Below are 14,789 nucleotides of genomic sequence, written 5' to 3' on the forward strand. Positions count from 1 at the left end.
ACTGCCACCTTGTTGCTGCGAAGCAGCATTTCTCGTCCACCAGCGGACCGAAAGCGTGGCGCCGCCCGTTTTAAGTGGCTTATAAGCAACTTGCAAACGACAACTTCGTTCTCGCCACGTCACGCCAATGTCATGTCGGGCGACATTCTATCCGACGTGGTGCACCGCTTCCGACCAAAATCGGACATTTGTAGCGGGGTGTTACTGACCACCCCATAAGCCGTCACAAAGCCACATTCAGCAACAACTTTTCACGATCCACACCGTAGCTGGTCGTCATTGCCCGTTCGAAAGGTCGACGCAGCAGAGATTGCCTTCGCGTCGCATACGCGGGGCGAAGACCGTGGGGAACATGGTGCACTGGGCGATGATCCCCGGCGCCCCCAGGCGTTTCAGCAACGCCGGCAGCGCATCGCCCTTCAGGTCGACGCCGAAGCCCTGCTCGTAGAGATAGTCAGACTGCAACGGCTCGCGGAGATCGTCGAAGGCAAAGTACGTGAGGTTGTCGACGACCAGATGGCGCGCGCCGTCGCCCTGGATGTTGCATTGGCGTGCAAATGCGCGTATCCCGGGTCGCTGTTTCGCGTAGTCGAGCGCCGGGATGGACAGGCCCTGCCTGGGCAAGCCGAAGCCTGCCGACCGCGACGATTCGATGGTCGGCGGTAACGCCCGAAGCACCAGGACGGCTGCACTGGCGAGGAACAAGACCAGCACCGGAGACAGTACGGCGGCGACAACATGGCCGGTACGCGCGGTATCCGCCGCACGCCAGCGGTCGAGCAGCGTAGCGATGGCGAAGACAAGGCACCACAACGCGATCGGCAGCAGCAGCGATGCGGCATAGAAATTCCACGTCTTGAACAGTGCGGCGTGCCCCACCAGGGCGAGCCAGAACGCTGCCATCCACCACACTGCACCCGCCGGCGCCCGCCGAATGGCCTGGACGACGATCAGCACGGGCGGGAACAGTAGCGCGGCCCAGTAGGTGCCGCGCACGACATAGCCGATGCAGGCGTTAATCGATGCCACCGGCTGCCATTGCTCCAGCCCGGGCACCGAAGCCAGCCAGGCCGACTGATAGTTGTCGGCAAACACGATATGCCGCAACATCGCTTCAGGCGCGGCCTGGACGTTTGCGATCAGCGTTTGCACGAAGGCGCCAGGCGCAGCCCAGGCACCGCCGAGCGATACCGTGTTTCCGGCGAGGATCGCCGACATCTGGGGCGCGCCCGGACACGAGGACACCTGGGCCGCGAACTTCAGCGTCTGCCAGGCCGCGCCGAGGACCACCGTGGTGACAATCGCCGTCCAATACCGGCTTCGCGGTCCAAACGTCGCCACCCCCGAGAGCAGTACCAGCGGAATGAAGAAAACAGCCTTGGGGTGGGTATAGAAGAACAGGCTGGTAACAAGGCAGAACGCCGCGGCCAGCCCTGCCGTGGTGCCCTGATGGCCGGCCGCTCCGTCCCGCCTGAGAACGAGCGGCAGGACGAGCAGCACCGACAGCAGGAACAGCATCATCTGTTCTCCGCGCATCATCACCAGCGTCAGCGGCAGCACACCCACACCCAGCACCGCGACGAACCCCGCAAAGAGCCAGATCCTCAAGACATCGGAACGGATCAGCGCCCGGAACACCATCCATGTCGCCAGGAGCCAGGCGAAACCGATCGCGAGACCACGCACCCGGACCCCCAGCGGTGTGCCGGCATGCATGATCAGATCGGATACAAGTGCGCCCGGCAGATGCAGCCATTGCACGGACTGCAAGAAGCCCGGACCGCATTGCGGCATCAGCGTGTTCAGGCGCCAATCATTGGCGAGGAACATGCCGCGCATCAGCACACCGGCGGCTTCGTCCGCGTAGACCGGTACGAAAATGCCCGTGGCGAGCACCACCCCGAAGACCGCAACAATTGCCCACGCCGGCCACGCCCAACGGTTGCCTGTTTTCACGATATGCAAAGTGGTCAGAAAAGCTGCGCTTGAGAGAGGGGGACGCCCAGGCGCGTTGTTGCCATGATGAGCGGGACACCCGGATCCGGCCATGCCACGCCGATGTTTGGGTCATCCCAGCGAATGCAGTGCTCCGTTTCGGGATGGTAGTAATCGGTCGTCTTGTACAACACGTCGGCGCCATCGGAAGTCACGACGAAACCATGCGCGAATCCTTCGGGCACCCACATCTGGCGATGGTTGTCACCGGAAAGCGTCGCGCCCACCCATTGCCCGAAAGTCGGCGAACCTCTGCGAATATCCACGGCAACATCGAAAATCTCGCCGGACACCACGCGTACGAGCTTGCCCTGGGGATAGGGCAACTGGTAGTGCAAGCCCCTCAGCACACCCCGCCGCGACCGCGAATGATTATCCTGTACGAATTCGCGTTGCAGCCCCGTGGCTTTGGCGAAGTCCGCCGCATTGAACGCTTCGAAAACAAACCCGCGCGGGTCGTGATAAACCTGCGGCTCGATCAACATCACCTCGGGCAATGCCAGCCGCGTCGCCGTGATCTTCAAGGCCGCATCTCGCCGGAAAGTTCATTGATGACGCGCAGCAGATACTGGCCGTAGGCCACCTTGCGCAGGGGCTCCGCCAACTCGACCACCTGCTCGGCGGTAATCCAGCCACTCCGGTAGGCAATCTCCTCCGGGCACGACACCATCAGCCCCTGCCGGTTCTGCAGCGTCGCAATGAAACTGGCTGCCGTCAGCAGCGATTCGTGGGTGCCCGTATCCAGCCACGCATGTCCGCGGCCAAAAATCGTGACGTCCAGTTGGCCCGCTTCCAGATAGCGCTTGTTGACATCGGTGATTTCAAGTTCGCCACGCGCTGACGGCTTGACGTCCGCCGCGATGTCGCAAACCTGGTCATCGTAGAAATACAAGCCGGTCACGGCGTAGTGCGAACGCGGATGAGCGGGTTTTTCCTCTAGCGAGATGGCGCGGTACTCGTCGTCAAACTCCACGACACCGTAGCGATGCGGATCCTGCACGTGATAGGCGAAAACCGTGGCTCCGGCTTCCTTGGCCGAGATGGCGCGCAGCTGGCGAGCCAGATCATGACCATAGAAAATATTGTCGCCAAGCACGAGTGCGCACGGCTGGCCGGCGATGAAATCACGACCGATCAGGAACGCCTGCGCGAGTCCGTCCGGCGAAGGCTGCACTGCATAGGAAAGATTGAGCCCCCAACGCGAGCCGTCACCGAGCAGTTCAACGAAACGCGACGACTCTTCAGGCGTCGTGATGATCAGAATATCCCTGATACCAGCCAGCATCAGCGTGGTCAGCGGATAGTAGATCATCGGCTTGTCGTATACCGGCAGCAACTGTTTGGAAACGCTCCGTGTCACCGGATAAAGACGCGTCCCGGATCCACCGGCAAGAATGATGCCCTTACGCATGGGTGCTTTTTCCCCAGATGATTTGTTCCAGCAGCCAGTGGACGCCCTGCTCCCACGGAGGCAGGTGCAATCCAAAGGTTTCACGCAGGCGGTCGGTATTCAGCACGGCATGGGCGGGGCGTGACGCCTTGCCGCCAACCTCCCCCGCCGTACAGGGCTCCACGTCTGTGGGTCCCGATTGCAGATTCGCGCCACAGGCCAGGGCGTACCGGAGGATCTCGCATGCGTAGCCGTGCCGGGAGACCTCGCCGCCCGCGGCGACATGGTACAGACCGGTCGGAAACGCGGCACGTGCGGCGCCCCCCAGCCAGTGCCGGGCCACGATCTGCGCAGTGACATCGGCGACCAGCGCGGCCGATGTCGGCGTGCCGATCTGATCCGTCACGACGCGCAGCCGATCGCCGGCAAGCGCGCGCGCGAGAATCGTCTTCAGGAAGTTTGTCCCGTGCAGACCAGCAAGCCACGCCGTGCGCAGCACGAGCGCCGGCCCGCCGGCAGCCATCACCGCCCGCTCCCCTTCGAGCTTTGTCGCGCCGTAGACTGACAGGGGCGCCGGGACGTCCGCTTCCGTGTAGGGGCGTCCGCTGCGGCCCTCGAACACGAAATCGGTCGAATAGTGGACAAACAGCGCGCCGGCATCGCGCGCGGCTTCCGACAGCCAGCCCGGCGCCGCAGCGTTGATCAGGAAAGCCGCGTCCCGATCTCGTTCCGCCTGCTCGACATCCGTGTAGGCAGCCGCATTGACGACGACGCTCGGCCGGTGCTGCGCAAGCACTGCGCGGCAGCGGTCGGGTTCGGCGATATCGCAACCGGAACGGTCGAGTGCCACCACCTCGCCCAGGCAGGCCAGGCTACGGCGCAGTTCAAAGCCAAGCTGTCCGTTGGCGCCCAGTACAAGAAGGGTTGGCCGCTCTCTACGCTGCATAGTGCCGCGCAATCCATTGGCGATACTCGCCCGACGCCACCGAATCCACCCAAGCCTGATTGTCCAGATACCAGCGGACGGTCTTGCGCAGCCCGCTCTCGAAGGTCTCCAGCGGGGCCCACCGCAGCTCGCGGGTCAGCTTGCCGGCATCGATCGCATAGCGTCGATCGTGTCCGGGCCGGTCCGGCACGAAAGTCATCAGGCGCCGTCGCGGTCCCTCTGCATCCGGGCGCATCTCGTCAAGCAGGTCGCAGATGGTGTGAACGACATCGAGATTGGTCCGTTCATTCAGGCCGCCAATGTTGTAAGTCTGGCCAGGAACGCCGCGCGCAAGCACCTCGCGCACCGCGCGACAATGGTCCGAGACGTGCAGCCAGTCCCGCACATTGAGACCATCGCCGTAGACCGGCAGCGATTTACCGGCCAGCGCGTTGGCGATAATCAACGGGATAAGCTTCTCGGGAAACTGGTAAGGACCGTAGTTATTCGAGCAATTGGTCGTCAGGACCGGCAGGCCATAGGTGTGGAAATACGCCCGGACCAGATGATCGGATGCAGCCTTGGAGGCGGAATACGGGCTATTCGGCGCGTATGCGGTGGTCTCGGAGAACGGGGCATCGTCAGGCCCCAACGATCCGAAGACTTCGTCGGTGGACACATGCAGCATCCGGAACGCCTGTCGCGCATTTGCATCCAGCGTCCCCCAATAGGCGCGGACCGCCTCCAGCAGCGTGAAGGTGCCTACGATATTGGTCTCGATAAAGTCGGCTGGCCCGTGGATCGACCTGTCGACATGGCTCTCCGCAGCAAAATGGACCACCGCGCGGGGCCGGTGCGTCGCCAGCAGGCTATCGAGCGCGGCGCGATCGCAGATATCCACGCGCGCGAACACATGCCGGGCATCGCCATCGAGAGGTGCCAGCGTCTGGAGATTGGCCGCGTACGTCAGCTTGTCAACATTCACCACGCCGTCGGCTTGCGGATCCGCCAGCCAGTCGAGCACGAAGTTGGCTCCGATGAAACCGGCTCCCCCGGTGACGAGAATATTGGGCAATTGCTGTGGCTCCGTACTGGGTCTCGAAATCCTACCGGTCCGGCACGCGAGCGCCGCACAGCGACATTTCTGCTGACGGGAGAAGGACGGTAGTGGCGGCGCTACCTCGATATGGCTTCCGGTTTACACCGGTTGAATGGCAAAATTGGCGCGTCCGCTTTGAGGTGCCGCATATTCTATCCGAAGTCCGGACCCGATCCGGGCGCGCCGCGTCCGGCCTCGCATGACCCCACCAGCCCCCGGCCTGCCCGGGCGACGCCATGCCAATGACTGCAAACTCCCCGGAAACCGGCCTGTACGCCATCGGCGACCTGCAGGGATGCCACCCTTCCCTTCAGGCGCTTCTAGATCGGGTGCCGGCCGACGCCGGATTGTGCTTCGTCGGTGATCTCGTCAATCGCGGGCCCGATTCGCTGGCAACCGTGCGCACTATTCGTGACATGGGTGCCCGGGCGCGGTCGGTGCTGGGCAATCACGATATCCACTTGCTTGCGGTGGGCGCAGGCGTCCGCAAGGCCGGCAAGTCGGACACGCTGGACGCAATCCTCGCGGCGCCCGATCGCGACGCGCTGCTCGACTGGCTGCGGTGCCGTCCGCTGGCCGTACGTATCGACGATTTTCTCGTTGTCCACGCCGGTGTGTTGCCGCAATGGAGCGCGGCACAGGTAATGGACCTCGCCGCCGAAGTGGAAGACCAGCTCCGTGGCGCCAACTGGCATGGCTTTCTTGCCGATGTGTTCGGCAACGCGGCCGACCGCTGGCATGATGGCCTGCGGGGCATTGAACGCCATCGCGTGATCGTGAACGCGCTGACGCGGCTGCGCTACTGCAATGCGGATGGGGTGATGGATCTGAAGACCAAGGAAGGCCTGGGCAGCGCGCCCGATGGCTTCATGCCCTGGTTCGACGTTCCGGGACGTCGTACTGCCGATGTGACCATGGTGGTGGGCCACTGGTCGACGCTGGGGCTCGTGATGCGTCCCGACTTGATGGCACTGGACACCGGCTGCGTCTGGGGCGGCCAACTGACGGCAGCCCGGCTCTCACCGGACCCCGCCCGCCGCGATGTGATTCAGGTCGATTGCCCCGCTTATCGCGATCCGCTGGCGTAATCGCAGGCGATGAGTTGTCCGTCGCAAAGACCGTGACAACCATCCCCGTGCCGCGCAACGTAGAATGGCCGCCGGCTGAGCCCCCGATCAATCAGAAGGCCACGGAATATTCCTTCGATGTACAAGAATCACTACGAGAACAGTGTTGGCGTGCCGCGGACCCGCGGGCACCAGCATCTCCTGCTGGCAGTTGGCACTGCAGTTGCGCTGGTTTTCCTGCTTTCGGCATGGTTCATGCCCATGTGGGAAACCAACGATGACGTTGGCATGTCGATGATCGCCCATGGCTACGGATTTGTTGCCGAAAGCTCGCCCAACCTAATTTTCTCCAACGTCATCTGGGGCCGTATCGTGCGGGCCATGCCGCAGTTCGGCGGCGTCGTTGGCTACACTGTCGCGTCGACGCTTGTCATCGTGCTGGCGGGCGCCGCCATCCTGTATTTCATGATGCGCCTGGGGGTGGCACGCCTCCATGCAGTCCTTGCCGTCGCGCTGATATTCCTCTGGCCGGTGCTGTTTCCCCAGTTCACGCTGAACGCGGGCTTGCTGGCGGTGGCGGCGGTGCTGGGCTGGCGAACGTTCGCCGAGACTGGCGAGATGTCGAGCCTGGCCGTGGCCAGCCTGCTCGGCTTTTTCGCCTACCTGATACGGGACCAGGAGTTCTGGCTCGTGCTGGCCGTCGGCCTGCCATTCCTGCCATGGAAAGCGCTCGCCCGTCAGCGGGCCATGCAGGCTTCCGTCGTCCTTCTGGCCGTGATGATCGGTGGCGCCGCGTACCTGAACAAGGCTGCCTACGACACCGAAGCCTGGAAGAGTTTCCACGCATTCAACATCGCCCGCGCGCCTTACACCGATTTTCGCGCCGGCGTCCAGGTGAAGGGGCGGCCGGATGTCCTGGCCCGGCACGGTTTCTCGGCCAACGATATCGATCTTGTCAGCGACTGGTTCTTTGTCGACCCGCACCTGATGGACCCGGCCAAGCTTAACGGCATGCTCGACGACATCAAGCTGCACGAGTGGGTGCAGCGTGGCTTCGGTTTGGGTATCGAGTCGCTACGCCAACTGCTGGTGGACCAAATGTGGCCCTTGCTGGCTTGCGCCTGCCTGATCGCGTTCGTCAGCCCGTCGCGCGTCGTGATCATGCTTGGCGTGCTGGTGGTGGCCGCGGTGTTTGCGCTCGGCGCCATTGGAAGGCCCGGCGTGACTCGCGTCTACTATCCGCTCGCGGCGTTCCTGCTCGTTGCCGCCATCTGCGCATTGCCAGCACGCCCTGCACGGTCACGCGGCATTGCTACGCTGGCGCTCGTTCTGGCAGGCGCGGCCGCCCTCCATGCCGCCTGGCCCCACCAAGTGGAAGCCAGATCGCGCGTGGCGCAGACCCGGCTGCAACTGGAAGGCGTTCCCAAAGGAACCCTGTTTGTCTGGGGGCCGGCATTCCCCTACGAGGCCGCGTTCACGCCGTTTCACGGCATTCCTGACGCCCGGTCGGTACAGATCTATCCGATGGGTGTTTCGACGCTTGCACCGTTCTCCGTAGCCATGCAGGAAGAACAGGCCGGACGGGGCTTTCTGGCGCGCCTGACGACGGAAGCGGGGTTGAATATCAGCATGCCCTACGGGCGGCTTGAGCGCCTGCGCACCTATTGCCGGGAACACCTGCAATCGACGCTCGACGACAAGGTGATTCATGAACGCCCGGGCTTCGTCATCCATCACGTGCGTTGCCTGCGCCCCGGGTCTACGCGCGGCACGCAGGCTGCGGTGGACAAACACTGAGTTGGCGCGGCATCCCCGGATACCGCCCACCTGGGCGACTACGCCGGGCCTGCGCCGCCCTTCCTGACGACGATGGTGAATTCGTAGAGTCCGTAGTCGTGCAACAGCGCGACGTTGCGCGAATAGCGCCGCTTGCAATGGTCGAATAGCGCGCAAGGGTCCGCGTAATAAAGCGTGTCGCGCATCTTGTCGGCATCGGAGTACGAGGTCAGGCAATTAAACGCGAAACCCAGGCGGCTGGTCCTGTCCATGATGTCCAGCACGCCTTTGATGTAATCCAGCCACTCCGCGTCTCCACGAGCCATCCGCACGTTGAAGATACCGCTGGCGATTCCGAAATCGGCTACCGCATCGGGTTCGCTTCCCACGATGAACCGCGTGGACGGATCGCCGCCCAGGCGCCGGGATGCAGCCTGGATCATCTCCTCCGCCACATCGATGCCGGTATATCTGAGCTGCGGGTAGCTTTTGCCGAGGTATTCCCTGAGTGCGCCGTAGCCACATCCCAGGTCATTTACGCTGAACGGCTCGGTTCTGTCGCCAATGACCCTGCTCAGTTGCGCAAAGCGAAGAAACTGGCTTTCCTCTCCATTCCAGTCCACGCCTTGCGCGGTCTCGCCGTGCTCCGCAAGTCGTGCGGAGTAGTATCCGGCCACCTCGCCCAGCAGGTCTGTGCGTTCCTGGTTCATTCCCGGCCCTTCGTATCGTTACCCATCGTTTGTGCGATCGTCTGCGCCATGGCGTGCGCGATCTTGCCCGGCATGTCGGCATCCATGCCCACCCATAGCGGCAGACGGATCAGTCGCTCGGATTGACGATTGGTGACGGCCAGCGCGCCATGCGCCCGGCCGTACCGCTGGCCCCCCGGCGACGTATGCAGCGGCACATAGTGAAAGACAGACGAGATACCCGATGCCTTGAGTTTTTCAAGCACGGCTTGTCGATCGATGCCGTCAGGCAGCAGCACGTAATACATATGGGCGTTGTGCTCACAGTGCGTCGGTACGATCGGTCTGCGCAGCCATTCGCGGCTCTCCAGCTCGGAGAATGCCGCGTGATAACGGTCCCAGCTCGCCATGCGATCGGCGGTCACCGCATCGGCATGTTCCAACTGGGCCCGAAGGAATGCTGCAATCAGTTCACTGGGAAGGAATGAAGAGCCCACTTCCTGCCACGTGTACTTGTCGATTTCGCCGCGAAAGAAGCGGCTGCGGTCCGTACCCTTCTCCCGAATGATCTCGGCACGCGCAACCAGAGCCGGATCATTGACGAGCAACGCGCCGCCCTCTCCGGATATCACGTTCTTGGTTTCGTGGAAACTGAACGCGCCCATATCGCCGAGCGTTCCCAGCGGACGGCCGCGATAGCTTGCCAGCACGCCCTGCGCGGCATCCTCCACGACCTTCAGGCCGTGACGGCGCGCGATCTCGTTGATCGTGTCCATCTCGCACGCCACGCCCGCGTAGTGCACCGGAACAATTGCGCGCGTCCGCGGCGTAATCGCTTCCTCAAGCAGGCGCTCATCGAGATTCAGCGTGTCCTCTCGAATATCCACGAACACCGGCACACCGCCACGCAATACGAATGCGTTGGCAGTCGAGACAAAGGTGTAGGACGGCATGATGATTTCATCGCCCGGCTCGATATCGAGCAGCAGCGCCGCCATCTCCAGCGCCGCCGTACAGGAATGCGTCAGGAGAGCCCGCGCGCAACCCGTGCGCCGCTCTATCCAGTCGCTGCACCACTTCGTGAATTGCCCATCGCCGGCCAGCTTGCGCGTGCGGGCAAGTTCGGCCACGTACGAAAACTCATCCCCAGTGAGATGAGGCGCGTTGAATGGAATTTTTTGATCGTTCATTGAATTTACCCGCGTGCCGCGACTACGGTGCCCAGCATGATCAGTGCCACACCGGCCAATTTAGGTCCGGAGAACGGCTCGCCCAGGAACCAGATGCTCAGGCACAGCACGATGGCGAAATTCAGGCTCATGAAAGGGTAGGCCTGACTGAGGTCGAACTTCGTCATGGCGGCCATCCAGGCCAGCGACGCCAGAAAGGCAGCAAAGAATCCCGAGAAAATAAGCGGATCCAGCAGCAGCAACACCAGGAAGCGCAGCTTCTCCAAAGGGGCCTGCGGCATGGCGCCGAACTTGCCGATGCGCCATTTCAGGATGAGCTGACCGTACGTCGTCAGCAAAATCGTGGCGAGAATGTAAAGATAATCGAGAGCGCGTGTCATTTTCTCAATCCAGCACGGCAAGACCAAAACCGGTCGCACCGTAACCGTTGCCGTTGTAGAGCATATAACGCCGCCCGGCATGGTCGAACACGAAAGGATACTCGATCATGTCGGCATCCCACCCGCTCTCCGATACCTCGATACCGCTCTCTTCGTCTTTCCGGACCCAATGGATGCCGTCGTCCGACTCCGCATAACCGATGCGGTAACGATCGATGCGGTGGGAGTACCACATGCGCCAGCAATCCGGGTCCCGGATCACCGAAGGCCGGGAGATCGCCACCTCGGCGTCGCTGGCATAGTCGATCGCCACGGTTCCGTCGCGTTGCCAGTGGATACCATCATCGGACGTCGCGTACCTGATGTGATAGCGATGCTCCGGCCCTTTTGCCGTCTGCCGCCATTCCGTACAGGCGAGATACCACATGCGCCATCCCGTCTCGTCGCGCAACACGCAGCAGCTTGCGCAGAAGTGAGGTTCGCTGGCGGTCCGATCCACAATGGGACCGCGCGCATAGCGCTCGAATGCATTCGGGTTACGCGCCACCGCCAGGCCGATGGCGTTCCGGAATGGCACCGTCACCCCGAGGTTCCAGCCAATGTAATAAAGCCGGTCGCCATCGGGCGCCTGCGTCAGCCAAGTGGCCATGGCGCCGCTGTCGTCGAACGCGCCGAGTTCGCCAGGGGATAACACCGGTTCCTTGCCACACGCGAGAATAATTTCAGGTCGCGTGATATCGATATCGACATAACCGGTATGGCTTCGGCTGGCAGCGTCCCGCGCACTGAAGTAGATGCGATACAGATCGCCACCGAGCGGTTGCGCGATAGGCACCGCCGCATGGGTGCGCATCCATTCAACCGAGCCGTCCGGACAAAAGATCCGACCCAGTTTGCGCCATTGCCCGGTCCTTCTCATATTTTCCGCAGCCTCGAACTGGGTACGGCAGAGCGTGGCGTGGCCTGCTCGACATAGACGCCTTCGCTTTCGGCGTCCGCGAGCATCAGCGTGCCCGCGCCGATCACACATCGTTCGCCAATGGTGATGTGATCGCGTAGCGTGGCATTGACGCCGATAAAGCACTGGGGCGCGATGGTTACCCCACCCGACACCACGACGTGCGACGCCAGAAAGCAATGGTCCCCGATCGTCGAATGATGGCCGATGTGATTGCCGCTCCAGAGCGTGACGTTGTTGCCAATTGTCACGAACGGCTGGATCACGTTGTTTTCCAGGATGAAGCAGTTCTCGCCGATCTGCCCATCATTGAGCACTGTGGCGCGCGAACTGACGTAGCTGGCGAGGCGATAGCCCTTTTCCCGCACGGCTTCGTATTTTGCCCTGCGTACGCCATTGACCTTTGCGTAGCTCATCGCCACGAACATGGCATGACGGTCGGCCGGAAAACGGGCGTCCACGTCCTCGAAGGGCACCACAGGCAGGCCGCAGAATGTCTCTTCCTTCAGGAAGGCCGCATCGACACAGAAAGCCACCACCTCGTACTCTGAATCATGGCCAAAGTAGTAGTGGGCCAACTGCGCGATATCACCCGCTCCGAAGATAACCAAGGGTGTTTTCATTCGCCGATCTCCCTGTTTGCGCACGGTGACGATGACATGACAGGCGCGCGTGCCATTTCCCCACGTCTGCCATAGATTTTCCTCACGATCGTATAGGGCCGGCGCTTTGTCTCGGAAAAGACCTTCGACAGGTACAGGCCGACCACGCCGATGAACGAGATAATCAGTCCACCGAGCAGCCAGATCGAGGCCATGACGGAAGTCCAACCGCTCATGGGATGCGAAAGGAACATCCAGTTCAGGATCAGGTACGCAATATAGACGAGGGCGACCGCGGAAATGGCCAGCCCGAAATAGAAGATACCAACGAGTGGAGCGTTGCTGAACGACGTGACCGAGTTCACCAGCAGCGACATCTTCCGGCGCAACGTATAGGTCGTCTCGCTGGTACTGTGCTTGCGGACGGTCTGCGGGCACTGGGCAAATCCAGTGATATGCCACAGCCCTGCCATGAAGACTTCCCGTTCTTCATGAGAAATCAGTGCATCGACATAACGCCGGCTCATCAGCCGCGCGGTGACGACATTCTCGGGCAGCGACAGGCCGGTCAGCAAACGCACCAGGCGATAGAACCACTGACCGCTCCACCGTTCAAACCATCCACCCTTGCGGGCTTCCTGCACGCCGTACACGACATCACATGCCTGCGCCTGGCGTTGGGCGGCAAACGTCAGCAGCCATTCGGGCTCCTCCTCCAGATCTACGTCGAGAAGGAAAACCTCGTCGCCGCGCGCATGGGCGAGCCCGGTCATCATTGCCTTGTGGTGCCCGAAATTGCGCGACAAGTCCACGACGACGACATGCGCATCGCGCTCGGCGCGTTCCACCGCAATTTGCAGGCTATTGTCGGGCGAACCATCGTTGACGAGAACGATCTCGAAATCCTCGCCGACCAGTTCTCGCGCGCCCGCACTTGCCCGGGTACAGAATTCCTCGATATACGGCGCCGACTGGTAAAGCGTGGCAACAATCGACAGCTTCATGGCTGGACGTATTTCATATAGCGACGCGCGTCGGCGCCACAGTTGAACAGCAGGTCGAGAATGGATACCCCATGCGTGAATTCGCCCCAGAGCTGCGGGTATTCCGCATAACCGCCGTAATCGAACCAGTGGAGCTCAATACCGCGATCGGCAAAAACGGCTTCGTCGACATAATCTCGCGCGGCAGGTCCGGACACGTATCTCGTGCCCCCCGCCTGGGCACAAAGGTCTGCCAGCCGCTCGGTCTTGCCATCGGTGAGCACGTAATCCCAGGAGTTCGAGATCCTGGTGTCGATCCGAAGGTACGCGCAAATGGCCTCGATAAAGACGCGATTCATCTCGGACAAATTGCCGTAGACCGCGTCGCAATACAGCGGGGCCACCCATTTCGCCACTTCGTCGAAGTGAGCGGCACGCCGATAGTTCTGTTCCAGCGTACGCCAGTGTGTCCGGGCCCATTCCGTCGACGTGTCGATTTCAGTGTCGCGGATCTTCTGGTCGTAACGGCCCTTGACCTGAACAGGCACCGTCAGCCACTGCACACCCTGGGGCGTCTTGATCTGATTTCGGTTACGCCAGTCCCGACGCGTGTATTGCATGTCGTCGTAGAGAATGAACTCGTCGACGCTGGCAATCATATCGAAATAGCCCTTCCACGGAATGTAGTTGGACTGGACGATAGCCACGGATTTCATGTCGTTCCCTTTCGTGACGCCTTACGTGCGGCGCAGGCGGTGTCGGTCTTGCCAGTCATACCGTTATGGGGAATCGATTGCGCAAGCAAACTGCAACGCTTGCGATAAAGCCGGGTAGTTTACCCGAAGCGGAATCGCTGGCCGCGCGTGCCCTGGCCGCGCTGCGACCTGTCAGGATGTGGCGGCCGCCGCCGTGGGCGCGTCGTCCTTCGCGGCATGGTGCAACCGTTCGGCCACACTCCCAGCCGCCTCCGGCATCCCCCCCACCAGATGCACCACCACCTCGCGCGCCGCCTCCGCCAGCTCCCTGCGGCTTGCCGACTGCGCCAGCAATTGCGGCCCCAGCGTCAGCCGTACCGTGATGGGTGGCGAGCGCAGGATGGCGTCGAGGCATTGGCCTAGCGAGATATCGTCGATATACGCCGGGGCCAGCGTCGGTTGGCCCGTTGCGGCGTCCAGGTAGCTCAGGCCCACCGGCTGCACGGGCAGTCCGCCGGACACCGGCGCCTGCATCAGGTTGGCGTGGAAGGGCAGCACCTTGCTGCCGTCGGTGGTCGTGCCTTCGGGGAACACGCAGACCAGGTCGCCCTGCCGCATCACGTCGGTGATGTGGTGCAGCACCCGGTGGGCGTCGCGCTTGCTGGCGCGTTCGATGAAAATTGTGCCGGTTTTGTCACAAAGCCAGCCGATCACCGGCCAGCTGCGGATTTCCGACTTGGCGACGAACCGCACCGGCTGCCAGCTATGGATGACGTAGATGTCCAGCCACGAGATATGGTTGGCCACCAGCATTGCCCCGCGCGGGGCGCCGCCCGGTGGCAGCCCGTGCACTTCCACGGTGATGCCGCAGATGGCCAGCAGCTTGCGCGACCAGCCGCGGATCAGCCGCTCCCGTACGTGAGCGCTCGCCCACGGGAAGACCGTTGCGCAGACGAAAATGCCGCGCAGCAAATGGAATCCCAGCCGCAGCTTGCGTAGCCAGATCATCATCGAATCCTGGAGCCTGCCGGCAACCGGCG

General features: G+C 62.3%; 15 protein-coding genes. 2 read left to right on the forward strand and 13 right to left on the reverse strand.

Annotated features, from left to right (window positions below):
• Window positions 1–276: 276 nt before the first annotated feature.
• From QTN24_RS02500 to rfbB, 5 genes are read right to left on the reverse strand one after another with little or no spacing between them, the layout of a single operon-like run.
• Entirely contained in the window at window positions 277–1,956 is a 1,680-nt protein-coding gene (locus QTN24_RS02500; protein WP_313835207.1) for a hypothetical protein, read from the reverse strand.
• A 14-nt stretch (window positions 1,957–1,970) separates the two neighbouring features.
• A complete protein-coding gene (gene rfbC, locus QTN24_RS02505; RefSeq protein ID WP_409558966.1) occupies window positions 1,971–2,519 on the reverse strand; it encodes a dTDP-4-dehydrorhamnose 3,5-epimerase in 549 nt (182 codons plus the stop codon).
• Window positions 2,516–3,406, reverse strand: coding sequence for a glucose-1-phosphate thymidylyltransferase RfbA (rfbA, locus tag QTN24_RS02510; RefSeq protein WP_124683472.1), 891 nt, complete (start codon window positions 3,404–3,406; stop codon window positions 2,516–2,518). Before rfbA ends, rfbC begins: the two co-directional genes overlap by 4 nt.
• Entirely contained in the window at window positions 3,399–4,331 is a 933-nt protein-coding gene (rfbD, locus tag QTN24_RS02515; protein WP_313835208.1) for a dTDP-4-dehydrorhamnose reductase, read from the reverse strand. The genes rfbA and rfbD overlap by 8 nt, the downstream gene beginning before the upstream one ends.
• On the reverse strand, window positions 4,321–5,385 hold the full coding sequence (rfbB, locus tag QTN24_RS02520; protein WP_313835209.1) for a dTDP-glucose 4,6-dehydratase: 1,065 nt from the start codon (window positions 5,383–5,385) through the stop codon (window positions 4,321–4,323). The genes rfbD and rfbB overlap by 11 nt, the downstream gene beginning before the upstream one ends.
• 260 nt (window positions 5,386–5,645) lie before the next feature.
• Here rfbB and QTN24_RS02525 point away from each other — a divergent pair, with 260 nt between their 5' ends.
• Both QTN24_RS02525 and QTN24_RS02530 read left to right on the forward strand, forming a co-directional pair.
• Window positions 5,646–6,497 carry a symmetrical bis(5'-nucleosyl)-tetraphosphatase gene (locus QTN24_RS02525; protein ID WP_409558967.1) on the forward strand — a complete coding sequence of 284 codons (852 nt, stop codon included), beginning with the start codon at window positions 5,646–5,648 and terminating at the stop codon, window positions 6,495–6,497.
• A 117-nt stretch (window positions 6,498–6,614) separates the two neighbouring features.
• Window positions 6,615–8,273, forward strand: a complete 1,659-nt coding sequence (locus QTN24_RS02530) for a hypothetical protein (RefSeq protein ID WP_313835210.1) — start codon at window positions 6,615–6,617, stop codon at window positions 8,271–8,273.
• 38 nt (window positions 8,274–8,311) lie between these two features.
• Here QTN24_RS02530 and QTN24_RS02535 read toward each other — a convergent pair whose 3' ends face one another.
• From QTN24_RS02535 to QTN24_RS02570, 8 genes are all read right to left on the reverse strand, one after another.
• Window positions 8,312–8,962 carry a class I SAM-dependent methyltransferase gene (locus tag QTN24_RS02535; RefSeq protein ID WP_313835211.1) on the reverse strand — a complete coding sequence of 217 codons (651 nt, stop codon included), beginning with the start codon at window positions 8,960–8,962 and terminating at the stop codon, window positions 8,312–8,314.
• Window positions 8,959–10,131, reverse strand: a complete 1,173-nt coding sequence (gene rffA, locus QTN24_RS02540) for a dTDP-4-amino-4,6-dideoxygalactose transaminase (RefSeq protein ID WP_313835212.1) — start codon at window positions 10,129–10,131, stop codon at window positions 8,959–8,961. Before rffA ends, QTN24_RS02535 begins: the two co-directional genes overlap by 4 nt.
• Window positions 10,132–10,136: 5 nt before the next feature.
• Window positions 10,137–10,511, reverse strand: a complete 375-nt coding sequence (locus QTN24_RS02545) for an EamA family transporter (protein WP_124683466.1) — start codon at window positions 10,509–10,511, stop codon at window positions 10,137–10,139.
• A 4-nt stretch (window positions 10,512–10,515) separates the two neighbouring features.
• Window positions 10,516–11,364: a hypothetical protein gene (locus tag QTN24_RS02550; protein ID WP_253700002.1), complete on the reverse strand. Its 849-nt coding sequence runs from the start codon at window positions 11,362–11,364 to the stop codon at window positions 10,516–10,518.
• A gap of 62 nt (window positions 11,365–11,426) precedes the next feature.
• Entirely contained in the window at window positions 11,427–12,092 is a 666-nt protein-coding gene (locus QTN24_RS02555) for an acetyltransferase (protein WP_313835213.1), read from the reverse strand.
• Entirely contained in the window at window positions 12,089–13,075 is a 987-nt protein-coding gene (locus QTN24_RS02560) for a glycosyltransferase family 2 protein (RefSeq protein ID WP_313835214.1), read from the reverse strand. The genes QTN24_RS02555 and QTN24_RS02560 overlap by 4 nt, the downstream gene beginning before the upstream one ends.
• Window positions 13,072–13,770, reverse strand: coding sequence for a WbqC family protein (locus tag QTN24_RS02565; RefSeq protein WP_313835215.1), 699 nt, complete (start codon window positions 13,768–13,770; stop codon window positions 13,072–13,074). The genes QTN24_RS02560 and QTN24_RS02565 overlap by 4 nt, the downstream gene beginning before the upstream one ends.
• Window positions 13,771–13,941: 171 nt before the next feature.
• Window positions 13,942–14,757 carry a lysophospholipid acyltransferase family protein gene (locus QTN24_RS02570; protein WP_313835389.1) on the reverse strand — a complete coding sequence of 272 codons (816 nt, stop codon included), beginning with the start codon at window positions 14,755–14,757 and terminating at the stop codon, window positions 13,942–13,944.
• Window positions 14,758–14,789: the final 32 nt, after the last annotated feature.

This window comes from Cupriavidus sp. SZY C1, from assembly GCF_032190535.1.
Classification (GTDB): domain Bacteria; phylum Pseudomonadota; class Gammaproteobacteria; order Burkholderiales; family Burkholderiaceae; genus Cupriavidus; species Cupriavidus pauculus_C.

Bases quoted from the DNA above. Each gene is read 5' to 3' on its own strand.
- rfbD (WP_313835208.1), bottom strand. From the start codon at position 4,331: ATGCAGCGTAGAGAGCGGCCAACCCTTCTTGTACTGGGCGCCAACGGA.
- QTN24_RS02525 (WP_409558967.1), top strand. From the start codon at position 5,646: ATGCCAATGACTGCAAACTCCCCGGAAACCGGCCTGTACGCCATCGGC.
- rfbA (WP_124683472.1), bottom strand. From the start codon at position 3,406: ATGCGTAAGGGCATCATTCTTGCCGGTGGATCCGGGACGCGTCTTTAT.
- QTN24_RS02545 (WP_124683466.1), bottom strand. From the start codon at position 10,511: ATGACACGCGCTCTCGATTATCTTTACATTCTCGCCACGATTTTGCTG.
- QTN24_RS02565 (WP_313835215.1), bottom strand. From the start codon at position 13,770: ATGAAATCCGTGGCTATCGTCCAGTCCAACTACATTCCGTGGAAGGGC.
- QTN24_RS02550 (WP_253700002.1), bottom strand. From the start codon at position 11,364: ATGCGCACCCATGCGGCGGTGCCTATCGCGCAACCGCTCGGTGGCGAT.
- QTN24_RS02555 (WP_313835213.1), bottom strand. From the start codon at position 12,092: ATGAAAACACCCTTGGTTATCTTCGGAGCGGGTGATATCGCGCAGTTG.
- QTN24_RS02535 (WP_313835211.1), bottom strand. From the start codon at position 8,962: ATGAACCAGGAACGCACAGACCTGCTGGGCGAGGTGGCCGGATACTAC.
- QTN24_RS02570 (WP_313835389.1), bottom strand. From the start codon at position 14,757: ATGATCTGGCTACGCAAGCTGCGGCTGGGATTCCATTTGCTGCGCGGC.
- QTN24_RS02530 (WP_313835210.1), top strand. From the start codon at position 6,615: ATGTACAAGAATCACTACGAGAACAGTGTTGGCGTGCCGCGGACCCGC.
- QTN24_RS02560 (WP_313835214.1), bottom strand. From the start codon at position 13,075: ATGAAGCTGTCGATTGTTGCCACGCTTTACCAGTCGGCGCCGTATATC.
- rffA (WP_313835212.1), bottom strand. From the start codon at position 10,131: ATGAACGATCAAAAAATTCCATTCAACGCGCCTCATCTCACTGGGGAT.